This is a genomic window from Streptomyces tanashiensis, assembly GCF_014648895.1.
Lineage (GTDB): Bacteria > Actinomycetota > Actinomycetes > Streptomycetales > Streptomycetaceae > Streptomyces > Streptomyces tanashiensis.
The window spans coordinates 93,110-107,123 of the sequence record NZ_BMRZ01000001.1; the positions used below are offsets into that span (position 1 = coordinate 93,110).

At 75.3% G+C, this 14,014-nt stretch carries 10 protein-coding genes; 2 read left to right on the forward strand and 8 right to left on the reverse strand.

Going from position 1 to position 14,014, the window contains the following annotated elements; all coding sequences use genetic code 11:
- Positions 1-3 precede the first annotated feature (3 nt).
- Genes IE237_RS00385 through IE237_RS00405 form a run of 5 tightly spaced genes read right to left on the reverse strand, consistent with a single transcriptional unit; the run spans position 4 to position 9,055 of the window.
- A complete protein-coding gene (locus IE237_RS00385; protein WP_229842162.1) occupies positions 4-1,569 on the reverse strand; it encodes a nitroreductase family protein in 1,566 nt (521 codons plus the stop codon).
- On the reverse strand, positions 1,566-3,488 hold the full coding sequence (locus IE237_RS00390; protein ID WP_189799756.1) for a TOMM precursor leader peptide-binding protein: 1,923 nt from the start codon (positions 3,486-3,488) through the stop codon (positions 1,566-1,568). The genes IE237_RS00385 and IE237_RS00390 overlap by 4 nt, the downstream gene beginning before the upstream one ends.
- Positions 3,478-5,277, reverse strand: a complete 1,800-nt coding sequence (locus IE237_RS00395; RefSeq protein ID WP_189799757.1) for an amino acid adenylation domain-containing protein — start codon at positions 5,275-5,277, stop codon at positions 3,478-3,480. Before IE237_RS00395 ends, IE237_RS00390 begins: the two co-directional genes overlap by 11 nt.
- Positions 5,278-5,279: 2 nt before the next feature.
- Positions 5,280-7,865 (reverse strand): lantibiotic dehydratase, encoded by a 2,586-nt coding sequence (locus IE237_RS00400; protein WP_189799758.1) that lies wholly within the window; start codon positions 7,863-7,865, stop codon positions 5,280-5,282.
- On the reverse strand, positions 7,862-9,055 hold the full coding sequence (locus IE237_RS00405; protein ID WP_229842163.1) for a hypothetical protein: 1,194 nt from the start codon (positions 9,053-9,055) through the stop codon (positions 7,862-7,864). Before IE237_RS00405 ends, IE237_RS00400 begins: the two co-directional genes overlap by 4 nt.
- Positions 9,056-9,268: 213 nt before the next feature.
- On the opposite strand from IE237_RS00405, the gene IE237_RS00410 reads away from it, so the two are divergent.
- Positions 9,269-9,832: a hypothetical protein gene (locus IE237_RS00410; RefSeq protein ID WP_189799759.1), complete on the forward strand. Its 564-nt coding sequence runs from the start codon at positions 9,269-9,271 to the stop codon at positions 9,830-9,832.
- A gap of 102 nt (positions 9,833-9,934) precedes the next feature.
- Here IE237_RS00410 and IE237_RS00415 read toward each other — a convergent pair whose 3' ends face one another.
- From IE237_RS00415 to IE237_RS00425, 3 genes are all read right to left on the reverse strand, one after another.
- Positions 9,935-10,105: a thiazolylpeptide-type bacteriocin gene (locus tag IE237_RS00415; protein ID WP_189799760.1), complete on the reverse strand. Its 171-nt coding sequence runs from the start codon at positions 10,103-10,105 to the stop codon at positions 9,935-9,937.
- Positions 10,106-10,141: 36 nt separating this feature from the next.
- A complete protein-coding gene (locus IE237_RS00420) occupies positions 10,142-10,312 on the reverse strand; it encodes a thiazolylpeptide-type bacteriocin (protein WP_189799760.1) in 171 nt (56 codons plus the stop codon).
- Positions 10,313-10,452: 140 nt separating this feature from the next.
- Positions 10,453-12,138: a SagB/ThcOx family dehydrogenase gene (locus IE237_RS00425; RefSeq protein ID WP_229842165.1), complete on the reverse strand. Its 1,686-nt coding sequence runs from the start codon at positions 12,136-12,138 to the stop codon at positions 10,453-10,455.
- A 380-nt stretch (positions 12,139-12,518) separates the two neighbouring features.
- On the opposite strand from IE237_RS00425, the gene IE237_RS00430 reads away from it, so the two are divergent.
- The gene (locus IE237_RS00430) at positions 12,519-13,979 is read left to right on the forward strand and encodes a multicopper oxidase family protein (protein WP_189799761.1); all 1,461 of its coding nucleotides are present in this window, start codon (positions 12,519-12,521) and stop codon (positions 13,977-13,979) included.
- Positions 13,980-14,014: the final 35 nt, after the last annotated feature.

Consider the following 14,014-nt stretch of genomic DNA (forward strand, 5'->3'; position numbering starts at 1 on the left):
CCTTCAGAGTCTGAGGTCGAGCAGCGCGCCGCCGGTGGGCTGCGGTACCCCCACGACCACGGACAGGACGACCATCTCGTCCGGGTCCAGGCCGAGGACGCGCTGGGTGGGGATCTCCTTGAACGCCCGCACCGGGCGGGCGAAGAGGCCGGAGGCCGCGGCGGACAGGCAGAGGCCGTGCGCGGCCCAGCCGGCGGCGTGCTGGACGGCGCCCCAGCCGGCCGGCCCGAGGCGCTCGAAGAGCTCCCGGGTCCGCACCGAGAGGAAGACGGTCAGGGGCGCGTCGCGGATGCCGCAGCCGTTGACGGGCGAGACGCCGTAGCCGTACCGCTCCTCCAGGCGTTCGGGTGCGGTGGGGTCGCCGCGCAGCAGGTGCGCGGCGCCCTCCCGCAGCCGGTGGACGCCGTCGGTCCGCCCGTCGACGCCCTGGACGACCGCGGTGACCTTCAGGGCCGCGAAGGCCGCGGCCAGTTCGGGTCCGGGCGGCGGGACGGAGAGCCAGCGGGCGGCGCTGTCGAGGGCCTCGGCGGGCACGCGCGCGCGGCGGCCGCTCATGCCGTGCAGGGCGCGCGGCATCCGTCCGGAGTGGCGCCGCCACAGGAGCTCGGCCCAGTCCGGCACGACCGCGGAGGGCCCGAGGCCCTCGGGGACGGCGGTGGTGAGCGGGGCGGGGGCGCTGCCGTAGGTCTGCGCGCGGTTGACGTGGATCAGGGCGGCGAGGGCGGGGTCGGTGCGGTCCAGGTGCGCGGGGGGCTCCGGTACGGGTCCCCCTCCCCCGGCCGCCGGTCCGGCGCCGTCCAGCTCCACCACGAACGGCAGGGACCAGGCCCAGGCGTCGTCGAGGCCGAGGGCGGGCAGCAGGGTGTGGGCGTCCGGGCCGGGCGGGCGCAGTCGCGCGGGGACGCCGAAGAGTTCCAGGCCGAGGCTCAGCGACCGCAGCACGAAGCCGAGTTCGATGGCGACGAGGGAGCCGCGGAACCACTGGTAGGCGGGCGGTACGGAGGTGTACCGGCCGGTGAGGAGGACGTTGCGGGCGGGCGCGGCGGGGGTGCCGGTGAGGGCGTGCCGGTCCGGTTCGAGGAGGCGCCAGGGCATGCCCGCGCCCCCGTCCACGAAGGCGTGGACGGGGAAGAGGCAGCGGGGCGAGGCGTAGGGCCGGTGGTCGTTGTAGGGGTTCTCGGGCTCTCTTCGCCGGGGCCCGAAGGCGGTCACGAGGGCGCGGCCGAGCCGGTCCCCGTCCGGTCCGGCCGCGTACGGGGTCACCGGCGGCACGGCCGGGAACGGCAGCGCCGCGAGCCGGTCGTGGGTGCCGGCCGGCAGGGCCCCGCGCGGGCCGCCCCCGCGCGGGGGCGGGGGCGGCACGTGCGTGTCGGGCGGCGGCTGCGGCACCCAGGTCCACGGGGGCGCCTCGGGTGCGTCGTCCCCGGCGCCGTACGCGTACCAGAGTGGCTCGCGGGCGATGCTGTTGTCGCCGTCCGGGCCTGGCAGGTCGACGGGCCCGCGCCGGGGCGGTACCCCGGAGTCGCCCCAGCGGGGTGCGGTGGCCGGTCCGATCGGCGGCGCCGTCACGGGAACGGGTGGGGGTCGAGGGGCAGCGCCCGGTGCTCCTGGCCGGTGCCGCGCAGCGCGGCCGTGAGCCGGGGCAGTCCGGCGAGGCGCTGCTGGGCGTGGCCGAAGCACATCGGGAGGATGCCGGGGACGACCGCGCGGGCCACGTGGATGCCCGCGTCGGCGTGCTCGCGGCTCGTCTGGTCGACGAGGACGATCCGGTCGAGTCCGGCCTCGGCGAACAGCCCGCGGACGAAGTCCAGGGCGCCGCGCACGTCCCCGCCGGAGCCCCGGTCGAGCCGGCCGGGCCAGTCGGGGAAGGCCTCGTCCAGGGTGACCCGGGGTCCGCCGAGGGCGGCGGTGGCGCGGGCGGCGGTCTCGGGCAGGGAGGAGAAGCGGACGTGGTCCTCCAGCTCCTGGACCAGCCACGGGTCCTCGACCATCGGCTCGACGTCCTCGCGGGTCCAGTCGACCGGGTTGGTGACGAGCTGGGCGACCTCGCGCAGGGCGCCGCGGATCGCGGACTGCGGGTCGGCGCCGGAGCCGGCGGAGGAGAAGGTCGCGGGGAAGGGGTTCAGCCGGTTCACCGCGAGGACCCAGACGACCGGCAGGCCGATGTCCCGGGTGGCGACGAGGAGATGGACGTCGAAGCCCCGGGACTCCATCAGCTCGATCATGGCGCGGCTGGTGGGGTCGGTGAGCGTGTGGTTCGGGATGGTCGGCAGCGGGGCGGCCCGGTGCCAGGAGAGCAGGAACGCGTCCCGCTCCGCGAGCTCGAACAGCGAGTGCAGGGCGGCCTCTTCGAGGTTCGCGCCGACGGCGCAGCCGCTGGACGACTCGTAGAAGTAGTGCTTGCGGCCCGGTGTCCCGGCCTCGCGGGCGGCCCTGCGGTCCCGGCGGTGGTTGTACTCGTACTGGTAGAAGGCGTGGTCGGCGGGGACGAGCAGCGCGCGCCCGTCGTCGAGGTCGTGGCCCCACACCCAGTCCATCGGGGTGTCCGCGTCGAACGGCGTGGCCCGGCTGGTGGGGTGGGCGAGCTGCTCGGCGGTGTACTGCCCGAGCCCGGCCGGGTCGACGGCGTGGCCGGCGACCTCCCGGTACGAGCGGTGGGTGAGGACGGGCAGGTCGTACGGGAAGCCGGCGAGCCGCTCGTACGCCTCCAGGATCGCGACCGGTCCGGTCTCGGCGAAGGTGCGGGCGCGGCCGTGGCCCATCGCCGGGGCGTCCGGCACCACGGCCATGCTCATCGCGAAGGGCGCGCGGGACTCGCGCAGGAGCGCGCGGACGGGCCCGAAGCGCTCGTCGACCAGGCGCTCCTGGAGGACCCCGCGCTCGACGAGCCGGCTCGCGGCCGTGCGGGTGGAGTCGTCCGGGAACGCGGGCCGGTCGGTCAGCGCGAGCGGCGCCGGGGTGCCGGTGCCGTCGAGCCGCTCGTACGCCGGTCCGCACAGGGGGCAGTGGAAGCTGCGGGCGATGCGGTGGCGGCGCAGGCCGCGCGGGGAGACCGCGAAGAGTTCGCCGGGCCCGAGCGGCCGCTCCGCGAGGTGCTCCAGGGTCGCCCGGAGCAGTTCGGGGAGGAGCGGCGCGCCCGGCCCGGGGGCGGCGGTCGCGTGCCGGAGGTCGCCGACGAGGGGGTGGTCGGGGACGGTGCGGTCGCGGACCTCGGCGCAGCCCGCGCAGCCCGCGTCGGTGCCGGGCCGCCAGAGCGGGCCGACGAGGACCTCGTCGGCGCGGAGACGGACGGAGAGGTGCGGGCGGCCCGCGGCGCGGGCCTCGTCGAACCGGCCGCGTTCCCAGCCGAGGTCCCAGCCCCGGTCGACGGCGACGGTCCCTTCGGGGAGGAGGCCGGCGAGGGCGTCGAGCGCGTCCCGCCAGGCCTCATCGGCGGGGAGGGCGTCCAGGCCGGGGCCGAGGGCGAGCGTGAGGGTGTCAGTGGGCATCGTGGGCCTCCACGGGGCCGTACCAGAGGGGGAGCTCGCCGAGCACCGGGTCGTGGCGGTGGGCCTCGCCGCGGTAGGTGGTGCCGGTGGCGGCGAGCTGGGCGCGCAGCGCGTCCAGGGCGGCGCGGTCGGCGAGGAGCAGGGCGTCGGTGGAGAGCGGGTCGACGGTGCCGGGGGCGGTCGTGCCGGGGGCGGGGGCGGTCTGGGTGCGGGCGAGGGCGGTGCACAGGGCGTTCCGGACGGCCTCGGCCGTGTCGGCGCCCCAGGCGCGTCCGAGGACGGCGCCGTCGGCGGTCACCTCGGCGAGCCGCCAGTCGAGCCCGGGCACGCGGGCGATCCGTACGACCGGTTCGTCCGGGCGGAGGGCCCGGAGGCGGGCCAGGATCCGCAGGCCCTCGGGGTCGGTGCCCCCGGGGGCTCCGCCGCCCGCGGCCACGGCGGGGTCGCCCGCCGGGAGGGCCGCGGGCGGCTCGTGCGGGGTGGCGGTCTCCGCCGGCGGGAACGGGGTCTCCTCGGCGAGCAGGCGCAGCGCGCCGTCGAGGAGCCAGTGTTCCCGCGTGAGCCCTGCCGCCGGGGTGGGAGCCCCGGGGATGCGGGCGTGCGGGCCGGCCGCCGGGGTGGGAGCCCCGGGGATGAGGGCCCGCAGGGCCTGGAGGGTCGCCGCGACGGCGGCGGTCTCCTGGTGGGCGGCCCAGGCGAGGACCGTGGTCGTGGGGCGGCCGGCCGTGCGGAGCTCGGCGGCGCGCAGGGCGAGCGGCATCTGGGGCAGGTCGGCGCCCTCGGTGAGGGCGAGCGGCCCGGTCCAGCGGGCGGCGAGCGGGGCGGCGGCCTCGCGGGCCTCGTCCGGCTCGGGGCGGTCGTCGGCGGGGGCGTCGGCGAGGGTGTGCGTGTGGACCTCCGCCGTACGGGCCTCCGCCGTACGGGCCTCCGCGTCCTGGAGGGAGCCGGGTCGGCCGGGCGCGGCCGCCATGGGGGCTCCCTCGACGGTGACCCGGTCCGAGACCAGGTCCGTCCCGTGCACGACGTGGGCCTCGCCCACGTCCGCCGTACCGGTCAGGGTGTCGACGAGCAGCTGGGCCGCGAGGGCGCCGGCGAGCGCGTCGGCCACGGGGCGGGGCGCGGGCGCGGTGGCCTCGGCGGCGGCCCAGGCGCGGGCCCGGTCGTGGAACGCGTCGCGGACGGCCGGGTGTCCGGGGCCGCTGAGGGCCGGTCCGACGAGGGTGACGCCGGTCGTGCCGATCCGGACCGGGACGACCAGGGGCGCGTCGGACGGGGGACGGGGGTCGTCGTCCTCGCGGATGTCGAGGACGGCGTCGGGGGCCTGGGCCCCCGCTTCCGTGAGGACCGTGCCCACACCCGCGCGGCGCAGGCCCCGGACGGCGGGTCCGGTGGCGGCCCGCGGCCCGGTGACGAGCACGGTCGCGGCGCGGAGCCGGGCGAACGCGCCGTACGGGTCGTCGAGGAGGCCTTCGAGCCGGGCGAGGGACTCGGCGTGCCGTTCCCGCACGTCGGCGGGGGGCTCGGGGGCGGTGTACGCCGCCGGGTCGAGGAGCAGTCCGTTCGCGCGGAGCCTGTCGACGAGGTGGCGTACGGCGGGGCGGGCGCGTTCGGTGCCGATCTCGGCGACGAGCGCGTCCTCGTCGGTGCCGTCCTCCAGGAGCGGGACGCAGCCCTGGGCGACGGCGTGCAGGACCTCGGAGCCGCGCAGGACGAACTGGGCGCGGACGCCGCTGAAGTAGACCCCGCCGGGGACGGGAGCGTAGTGCAGGTCGGGGCGTGCCTTGAGCATCGTCACCGCTCCTCAGCCTGGGTGCTCGGGTGGTAGGTGAAGCGGCCGCCGGCGGTCCGGCCGACCTCGACGACCCACTCGGTGGCGTGGGTGCCGTCGACGACGCCGGGCAGCGCCTCCTCCAGGTAGCTGCCGCCGGTGTCGGCGCCGCGCCGTTCCAGCATCCGGGGCAGGACGCGGGCACCGAGCGCGCTGCTCAGGTCCACGTACTGGGGCTTCTGCTGGAGGCGCTTGGACTGGATGTCGGGGGCTCCGACGGAGAGCGGGCCCTCGTCCTCGGGGACGGTCTTGACGACGACCTCCTCGGGGACGCCGTGCTTGGCGCGCCAGGCGTTGAGGGCGAGGAGCCGCTCGTGCTCCTCGGGTCCGGCGGCGAGCGCGGTGCCGAGTTCCTCTCCCCCGTACCAGCGGCGGCGGCCGATGAGGACGTCGCCGACGGCCATGCGGGGCGCCGTGCGGGTGGTGGCCCTGTCCCAGGGGGTGGCGGCGTGCCAGCTGTTGGGGAGGGCGTTGAAGAGGCGGCCGCTGATGGCGAGCCCGGAGGCGACGGAGAGCGGCGGCGGGAAGAGGCCGGGGTGGCCGGTGCCGAGGGGCAGGACCCGCAGCGGGGCGCCGTCGGCGTCCTCGACGCGCAGGGAGTCGGTCTCGGGGTCGTGGGCGAGCCGCAGTCCGAACCAGTCGTCGGGGGTGAGGCCGCCCGGCAGGATCGGTGTGTGGGCGTTGACGTTGAGGCGGTGCAGGCCCAGGTCCTCGGTGACGCGGGCGCCGTCGTGGCCGTACACCCGGCGTACGTGGTCGGCGAGGCGGGGCAGCGCGCGGCCGCCGAGGCGCCGGTCGGCCTCCAGGAAGCGGGCGTAGAGCATGCCGTGGCCCGGCAGGCCGTCGTTGAGGACGAGGTGGCCGTCGCCGCGCTGGAGCAGGATGCCGTAGATCAGCGGGTCGCGGCGGAAGCGCTCCGGCAGGTCGCCGGTGAGGCCGGCGACCTGCTCCGGGCTGATGCGGAGGGTGTCGTCGCCGCGCTCGACGGCCTGGCCGATGAGGGCGTGGAGCGCCTCGGTGACCTCGCGGCGCAGCTCGTAGATGCGCTCCAGGGAGCCGTCGGCGGGGCCGATGCCCTTGAGCGCGGTCGGGTCGCCGGGGCCGTCGGGGCCGTAGACGGCGGCCATGGCGGCGGCGCGGCGGGAGACCTCGCCGACGACGAAGGGGGCGTGGGCGGCGAGGGGGACGTTCGCCCCGGGGCCGAAGCGCTCGACGAACGCGGCGGTCATGAGGACCCGGACGTCGTGCAGCCAGTCGAAGACGGTGAGGAGTTCGACGGCCGGGCCGAGGTCCTTCAGGGACTCCTTCCAGGGCTCCGTGGCCACCGTCAGCGGCGGCATCACGTAGTCCTCCTCGACCGTGACGTGCGCGGGGCGGCCGGCGGCGTGGCTGAGCTCGCCGAGGGCTCCGCGCAACTCGGCCAGCGCGGCGCCGCGTTCGGCGGCGGGCGCGGCCGTGAAGGCGGGCAGCCCGGTCTTGACGCGGTCGGTGAGCTCCTTCGTGAGCGGGCGGTCGTCGTCCGGGGAGAGCAGGTCGTCGTAGTCGGCGGAGCCGTCCTCGGCCTCGTGGAAGGTGCACAGCAGGCCCTGGGCGACGGCGCCCCTGACCTGGCGGTCGGCGTCCTCGGGGGTGCGCCCGGAGCGTTCGGCGACGTGGGCGACGACGGACGGGAAGGGACGGGGGCCCATGGACACCGCGTCGAGGAGGTCGCCGGCGGGGCCGTCGAGGGAGACGGCGGCACGGCGCATCCCCTCGGGCCCGGGCCGCAGGAAGAACAGCTTCCCGGCCGCCGGGTCGGGCGCGGAGGTGGGCGGGAGTCCGATCCAGAGCTCTTCGAGGGGCCGGTCGGCGGGGTCGGGCAGGCCGCCGACCACGTAGTTGAGCATCACGCGGTCGAGGCCGGGGAAGGCGGTCGCGCCGGGGAATCCGGTCTCGTCGGGGCCGGGGGCGGCCGGGTCGGGCTCCGCGATGCCGACGGCGGTGAACCGGGCCAGCGGGCTCGTGCGGACCATGGCGCGGGTGACGTACTGGATGAGTCCGCGCTCGGACTTGCGGGACTTCGCCGGGACCCGGCCGGGTGCGGCGACGGCCGTGCGGTAGCGCTCGGCCTCCTGGTGGACCTCGGGCGCGACGAGCGCGAGGGAGCGCAGCAGGTCGGGGTCGCCGAGGAGTCCGGCGAGGACTCCGCGCTCGCGTTCGGCCGCGTCGGGGTAGCCGGCGACGAGTTCGCCGCGGATCCGGTCGCGCTCCTCGCGGGCGCCGAGCCAGGCCGCGATCGCGGGTCCGGCGGGCTCGGGGGCCTTCTTCGGGGCCTTGTCGTTGTGCACGGAGCGGCGCAGGGCGATGAGTTCGCGCCGTTCGGCGTCGTCGGTCGCGGCGCCGATCCGCTCGTACAGCTCGTCGGAGGCGGTGGCGGCGGCGTCGGCGAGGGTCCGTTCGGCGGCGGTCAGCAGGGCGAGCAGGCGCCGCAGCTCGGGGTCGGCGAGCCGGGCCCGGCGCAGCGGGTTGACCCGCAGGAACCAGAGCGGCTCGGGCGTCACGGCGGTCATCGCGGGGCTCCCTCGGGGGCGGTGGCGGTCGTGTCCGGGTCTCCGGCGGGGCCGTTCGCGGCGATCCGCTCGCGCCAGGAGACGCCGAGCACCTCGTCGACGGTCTCGGCGATCGCGAAGCACGTGTAGTAGCGCTGCATCGGGGAGACGGTGAGCAGCGGCAGCTGCTCGTAGAAGAGGTTGGTCAGGAGGCGGAAGGCGGCGAACCACGGGGAGGGGGAGGCCGTCACCCCGGCCGCGCCGACGGTCCGGTGGAAGTCGCTGTCGGGCTGCTCGCCCTGCGGCACGACCCGGGTGGCCCCGGGCGGGCCCATCTCGGAGCGGTCGAGGCCGTCGGTGGCAGCGTCGAGGAGGTCGAGGGTGAGGGTGCCGGCGGCGACCGCGCTCTCCAGCGCCCCGGCTCCGTAGGCGAAGCCGGTGCGCCAGGCGGCGGCGGTCGCGGAGACCTCGCCGCTCAGCCGCTGTTCGACGACCCGGCGGAGGACCGGGGCGTCCTGGGCGAGGCGCTGCCGGAAGACGGGCCGCACGTCCTTGGTGGGCGCGGCCCAGGCGAGGAAGGCCTCGACGTGGGAGCGCGGCGAGAAGACCCCGTAGCCGAGGCCGAGGGCGTGGGTGTCGGCGAGCGCGGCGAAGGCCTCGGCGAGGCGGAGGGTGCCGGAGCCGGGCCCGGCCGCGAGGTCGTCGACGGTCCGCAGCAGGGCGGGGGTGAGCGCCGCGTGCACGACGGTACGGAAGGTGTCGAGGCGCGGGTCGCGGGAGGTGTGCGCGGTGCCCGCGCCGCCGGGGGCGATCCGCTCGACGGTGCCGTGCTCGCGCAGCGGCAGGTAGGGAGGCTGGACGGCCTCCAGGCGGCCGAACTCCCGCGCCTGGTCGAGGTAGGTCTCCTCGGTGAGGGCCCGGGGCGGGTCGAGCGGGCCGGCGTCCAGGCCGCGGACGACCGCGTCCCAGTCGGGGCCGCCGCCGGGGAGGCCTGCGGCGTCCCGGGCGAGGATGTCGACGTGCGGTCCGTGCAGCCATCCGCGGCGCAGCTGGACGGCGGGGGCGCCCGCCTCGTTCAGCGCGCGGGCGACCGGGACGACGTACCGGGCGAGCCAGGCCGGTGTGACCGGCATCCGTGTGTGCAGCCGCACTCCCGTCAGGCCGTCGGAATCCGGCTTCACGGCAGTGCGCTCCAGCGCATCAACCCCCATGCTTTCGCACCTTCCGAGAAATCGAGAATTAACGTCCTGTGTTCCGCTCGAAATGATGCCGCGAGGGAATTGCGGCGGAACAGGGAAAAGGAGTCGCCGCTGACATGTGTCACGCTTTCCGTGACGCTCGGGCCAGGGCTCCGCCGACCCCCTCGGGGTCGGACTGGCCGAAAATAGACAACCCGGTCGGATCATCGCTGTAGGGTCCGCGCCATGACTACGGAAACCACCGACGCGGAGTGCCTGGCTCTCACGCGCAATCTGCGCCGTCGCGGCGCGATCGTCCTCGCCGTCTTCGCCCTCGTCTGGGCCTTCGCCGGCGGTTCGGGGATAGCGGCGGTACCGGTTTCGGTCACCGTCGGCGTCGTCGCGGCGGCCGTGACGGCCGGCGCGGTGGTCCTCGCGTTCCGGGGCACCGCGGGTCCCGTGACCCGTCTGGTGCGGCTGCCGGAGAAGTGGAACCGGGGGGTCGGCCTGGTCAACGCGGCCGAGCTGGTGGCGATCTTCGCGGTGATCGCCGCGTCGAACGCCTCGGGGCACCCGGAGTTCATCCCGGTCGGGATCTGCCTGGTGGTGGGCCTGCACTTCTTCCCGCTGGCCCGCCTCTTCGACCAGGGACAGTACAAGTGGACCGCGATCTTCCTGACGGCGGTCGCGCTGGTGGGGCTCGCCGTCCTGGCGGCCGGCACCACGGCGGAGACCATCCGCACGGTGGTGGGCCTGGGCGCGGCGCTCGTGCTCTGGGCCTCGTCGTTCCACGTCGCCCTGCGCGGCTGACGCCCCCCGCACACTCCCGAAACGCACGCGAGGATGCGCCACCCGGCCTGAGCCGGGCGGTCGCATCCTTCGTGCGTCGTGCGTTCAGCCTCGGTTACTCGGTCAGCAGGCCGAGCAGGTGGAGGACGAGGACGACGAGGTGCCGATCGAGCCGCTGGAGGCACCCATCTCCGGGAGGGCGACACCCTGGGCGACCTCGAGGGTCTCCAGCTCGTCGACGTTGAAGTCGTCGAACGCCTTGTCGTCGCCGTTCTTGATGTCGTCGATGCTCATGCTGCGATTCCTTTCAGCGTTTCGGTCGGGGGAGGTTCAGCAGGCGGAGCAGGTGGAGGACGAGGAGGACGAGGTGCCGATCGAGCCGCTGGAGGCACCCATCTCCGGGAGGGCCACGCCCTGGGCGACCTCGAGGGTCTCCAGCTCGTCGACGTTGAAGTCGTCGAACGCCTTGTCGTCGCCGTTCTTGATGTCGTCGATGCTCATGTGAATTCCTTTCGGATTTCTTCTCGGCAACCGTTCGGCTGCATCACCAATAATGCTGACCGGCCACCCGGTGCACCAGCCTTTCCAAGCACGGCCTGACGTTTATCACGCCCGGAATAACGGGCGTCATGCCGAAAGCCTCAGGGATTCTCGGGAAGGGACCACTCGGGGCTGTTGAGCATCCGCCAGCCCTCCCCCGGCTCACCTGCGACGGAGTCGTCGGGGCGCCGGCTGCCGAGCAGGAAGTCGCCCACCGAGGACTCCTGGAGGTAGTCCAGGCCGAGCACACGGGCGGACATGTCGGCGTCGCCGTTGCCCAGGGCGCAGGGGGCCAGGCCGAGGGCCGTCGCGACCAGGTACATCGTCTGGTAGAGCACGCCGGTGTGCCGGAGCGTGGTCGCGTACGCGATGGCCCGGTACTTCCACGACATGCGCTGGAAGCGGGCCGTGACGGTGACGAGCACGTCGGGGCGGGCCTCCATGCCGGTGGCCCGCGAGGCCACGTGGAAGAGGGACTCCCGGTCGGCCTCCTCGTCGTTGCGCAGGATCAGCCGGTGGCCGACGGGGTCGTAGTAGTAGATGCCGGGCTCCAGGCCCGCGCAGCGCCGCACGGTGACGTACAGCTCCAGTTCGTAGCCCTGGCCGCCGCTCGGGTACGGACGCGAGACCACCTCGTCGCGCGTGCCGCCCGGCTCGGGGGTGTAGTGGGCGCGGACCCGGGCGACCCGGTAGAGGAGCTCACCGAGCTGGCGCGCGGTCATCTCCTTCTCGCCGTACCCCCGGATGGAGCGCCGGGTCTCGATCGCGGTGGTGAGGGACGGGTCGCGCTCCGCGATCTCCTCCCGGGTCGGCCGGTACAGGGGCACGAAGGGGCCCTCGGGCACCGGCTTCACCGCCGGCCGCGGCTCGATCGCGCCCCGGTGCGGATAGACGGCGCCGAAGACGTCGTCGTACCGGCCGGAGCGGATCCGCGAGTGGAACAGCAGGTCGTGGAAGTCCCACTGCCGCAGGACCGGTTCGGCGTCGGAGGCGAAGGCGCCCTCCTCGTCGGCGAGTTCGGCGAAGCCGGCGCCGACGAGGTGGCCGAGGACGTCGGCGGTGGAGGCGGCGTCGAGGCCCGCGTCCGCGCCGAGCCGCGCGGGGGTGCCGGGCGCGCCGAGGGCGGCGGCCAGGGTCCGGGCGGCGGTGTCGGTGAGCACCGCGCGGTACTTCACGAGCGGCGACTCCAGGACGAGGGCACCGTCGCGGCTGCGGCAGAAGGCGAAGCGGGAGAGGCGTACGGTCGCGTCGGAGCCGACCGCGACGGGCCGGTACTCCGCGTCGCGGGCCACCGGCTCCAGGCGCAGCAGCATCCGCCGCGCGCCGCCCTCCGGGGCCCGGCCGCCCCGGGCGAGGACGGCGTGGGCGACCAGGTGCCGGGCCCGGCCGAGGATCCGCTCGACGTGGACGCGTTCGGCGGGGAGCAGCCCCTCGTACAACTCCTCGGTGGGCAGCGGTCCTTCGGCGAGGCGCCGCAGGGCGGTGCGGACGCCGCCCCGGACCGGCCGGACGGCGAGCGAGGTCGCGGGCCCGGCGAGGGTGGCGGCGTCGCCGTCGTCGGCGAAGAGCACCCGGACACCGGCGGTGAACACCGGGACGGCGGGCGCGGGTTCGCCCGCGGCGGGCGGGGTGGACCCGGCTCCGCCGGCCACCGGCGCGGCGGGCGTCGCGGCCCCGGGTCCGGCGACCACCGGCGGGGTGGTCTCCGGTGCGGGCCCCCGTGCGCCGGCCGTCGGCGGGGTGGTCTCCGGTGCGGTGGGGTCTGCGTGGGTCTGTGTGGTCTGCACGGGGCCTCCGTGGGCGCGTGGACGAGGGTCCGGCGCCGGGGGCCGAGCGGCCCTGGCGCCGGCGGACGGGACGGCGCCGCCCGCAGGGCAGACGCCGGGCAACACTCTCGCGCCGGGAATTCACCCCCGGTCCCGCGCCACCGGAATCGGTGACATTTCCCGGGCGGTCCGTGACGGGGAGCATTCCGCGCCGTGACGCCCGTCATCCCGGAGGGCCCCATTCCCGTGTCCACCGGCGGAAATGACCGAGGTCATCGATCGCGTGACACATGCAAGCACCGGGGCGAACTCCCTCGGAGTTCCACCCGTTCGCGCCCATGCTCGGAGAGCGAATCGACAGACCTTTCGCTCCCGGAAAACCGTCACGTAAGGAATCCGCTGTGTTCTCTCGCCGCCATGCGATACGACTCGGACTCACCGCCGGTGCCGTCGGCGCTGTCGGCGCGGCCGGCGGGGTCTTCCAGGGCCTCACCTCGGGCACCCCGGCCGTGGCCGCCGAGCCTCCGGCCGGACCGCCCGCGGTCACCCCGTTCACCGTGCCGCTGCCGCGGCCGCGGGTCCTCGCCCCGTACCGGCGGACCCGGTCGGCCGACTACTACGCGGTCACCATGCGCAGGGCGAGGGTGGAGATCCTGCCCGGCCTGAAGACCGAGGTCCTGACGTACAACGGCACCTTCCCCGGCCCCACCATCCGGGCCCGCAGCGGCCGCACCGCCGTCGTCCGGCAGATCAACGGGCTGTCCATGCCGACCTCGGTGCACCTGCACGGCGGGGCCAACCCGCAGGAGCAGGACGGCGGGATGATGGACGTGATCCAGCCGGGGGCCGCGAGGACGTACGTCTACGCCAACCGGCAGGTGGGCGCCACCCTGTGGACGCACGACCACGCCCACCACATGGAGTCCGAGCACGTCTACCGGGGCCTCTCCGGGCTCTACCTCCTCGGCGACGAGGCCGAGGACGCGCTCGGGCTGCCCTCGGGGCCGTACGAGGTGCCGCTGATCCTGCGGGACGCGCACTTCGACGCGGACGGCCAGATGGTCTACACGATGGACGACGCCCTCAACCGCACGACCATCCTGGTCAACGGGGCCCCGTGGCCGCACCTGAAGGTGAAGGCGCGCAAGTACCGCTTCCGGATGGTCAACTCCTGCAATCTGCGGATCTTCGTGATGGCGCTCTCCGACGGCAGCCCCATCGTCCACATCGGCTCGGACGGCGGGCTGCTCCCGGCGCCGGCGCCCTCGCCGGTGATCGTCCTCTCCCCCGGCGAGCGCGCCGACTTCGTCATCGACTTCTCCCGGTACGCGCCGGGCACCCAGGTCACCCTGTCGAACATGCTGGGTCCCGGGCCGACCGAGCTCGTCGGGCAGATCATGCGCTTCGACGTCGAGGAGAAGGTGGACGACCCGAGCCGGGTGCCGGACGTCCTCACCACCCTCCCGGCGCTGCCCACGCCGACCGTCGAGCGCTCCTTCGAGCTGCGGATGGACGAGCCGGGCACGGGCCACCAGGCGTACATCAACGAGAAGACCTTCGACCACGACCGGATCGACACCGAGATCGCGTGGGGCTCCACGGAGGTGTGGACGGTCAAGAACACCAGCACGACCGTCCCGCACAACTTCCACACGCACCTGGTGCAGTTCCGCATTCTCGAGAGGGACGGAATGCCGGTCTATCCCGCGGAGGCGGGACTCAAGGACACGGTGCTCCTCTTCCCGGGACAGACCGCGAAACTCCAGCTGACCTTCGACACGCACCGCGGGGTCTTCCCCTATCACTGCCACATGATCGACCACAGCGCCATGGGAATGATGGCGCAGATGCGCATCGCCTGACCCTTCCCCTGATTTTCCCGCCTCTTTCGGAAAGG

Bases quoted from the DNA above. Each gene is read 5' to 3' on its own strand.
- IE237_RS00410 (WP_189799759.1), top strand. From the start codon at position 9,269: ATGACTACGGAAACCACCGACGCGGAGTGCCTGGCTCTCACGCGCAAT.
- IE237_RS00405 (WP_229842163.1), bottom strand. From the start codon at position 9,055: ATGGGGGTTGATGCGCTGGAGCGCACTGCCGTGAAGCCGGATTCCGAC.
- IE237_RS00395 (WP_189799757.1), bottom strand. From the start codon at position 5,277: ATGCTCAAGGCACGCCCCGACCTGCACTACGCTCCCGTCCCCGGCGGG.
- IE237_RS00390 (WP_189799756.1), bottom strand. From the start codon at position 3,488: ATGCCCACTGACACCCTCACGCTCGCCCTCGGCCCCGGCCTGGACGCC.
- IE237_RS00420 (WP_189799760.1), bottom strand. From the start codon at position 10,312: ATGAGCATCGACGACATCAAGAACGGCGACGACAAGGCGTTCGACGAC.
- IE237_RS00415 (WP_189799760.1), bottom strand. From the start codon at position 10,105: ATGAGCATCGACGACATCAAGAACGGCGACGACAAGGCGTTCGACGAC.
- IE237_RS00400 (WP_189799758.1), bottom strand. From the start codon at position 7,865: ATGACCGCCGTGACGCCCGAGCCGCTCTGGTTCCTGCGGGTCAACCCG.